The 1,122-nt window shown below is 51.8% G+C and carries 1 protein-coding gene; it reads right to left on the bottom strand.

What is annotated here, in order from left to right; all coding sequences use genetic code 11:
- Positions 1-1,122: DUF5906 domain-containing protein (locus JX325_RS17495; RefSeq protein ID WP_243414171.1), on the bottom strand; the 1,122-nt coding region annotated here is incomplete at both ends.

Raw genomic sequence — 1,122 nt, 5'->3', positions numbered from 1 at the left:
CTGGTGTCCAGCTGGGAGAGTTTACGCGCAACCTTTTCCCACTTCTGAGTCGGTGTTTCTTTTGAAGTTGCGTACTGAGCAGGGCAGGCAGCGCATTCATGGTCAAATATCGACTCCGTGGCATCAAATTGGATAAGGCGAGGGGTTTCTTTTGGCTTTTCAGAGATGGTCTGCTCCTCGAACTTCTCTGTCCGAAAACCACTGTAGTAGCTCCGAACACGAGAGCCGTCCTCAAGGCTAAACCGCTCGCTATAGTCTCGGAAGTAGTTCTTCAGCTCCTCCTTGAACGCCCGTTGACTGAGCGGGTAAGCGACCTTCGCCTCTTCGTTGTAGGTCTTATACATCTCCCAAGCCGCCTTCAGCGAAGTGCCATCCTCACGCTTGAACACATGGTAGGAGTCGACGATGAAGTTGTAGAAATCATTGGAGGCTCCGAGCATGGCAATGGGAATGTAGTTGTCATAGTAGCCTTGATCTGCCAAATATACGTCACGGCAACGAGACGGAATGGCGCCCAGCTCAAACTCGATTTGCTGCATGATGGTCTTATACTCTTTCGGATCGAGCTTGTCCCCGGTGGGGGAGACGTCTATTAAGCGTCGAATGAGCCCCGACTTGGCATCCGTAATCCGAACAGGCTTGTTCGTACCCATGAAGAGAAAGGCCTTAAAACGGTTCGCATAAGTTGACTTGAACTTTTCGTTTACCGTCATCAGCTCATGGGAAACCAAGCTGTTGAGCCGAGTGTTGTCCTCGATGCGGGAGAGGTCGCCATCGTGCTGGATCGCCACAAGAGGATTGCTTTTGAATGCCTCAAGAGCGAACGCATTGCTGGACGAGCCGAGGGCTTTTGCATCGAAGACGGAGTAGTAGCCCTCAAAGAGTTTCTGAATGATGTTGAGCACCGTAGACTTACCCGTTCCCGCAGCACCATAGAGTACCATGAACTTCTGGAGCCGTTTGGACTCTCCGGATACAACGGAGCCAATAGCCCATTCGATTTTGTGGCGCTCGGTTGGAGAGTATAAAGTGCTCATCAGCTTGTTGTAAGCCTTGGGCTCGCCGGCTTCGAGGGGGTAGCTCAGGGCTTTGCTGGCGTAGTCTTTTTTGCCGGTTTTGATG

The sequence above is a fragment of the Oscillibacter sp. CU971 genome, from assembly GCF_905219725.1.
Taxonomy (GTDB): Bacteria; Bacillota; Clostridia; order Oscillospirales; family Oscillospiraceae; genus Oscillibacter.
The sequence above is the reverse complement of the archived record's forward strand: the minus strand, read 5'-3'. Positions and strand labels throughout refer to the sequence as shown.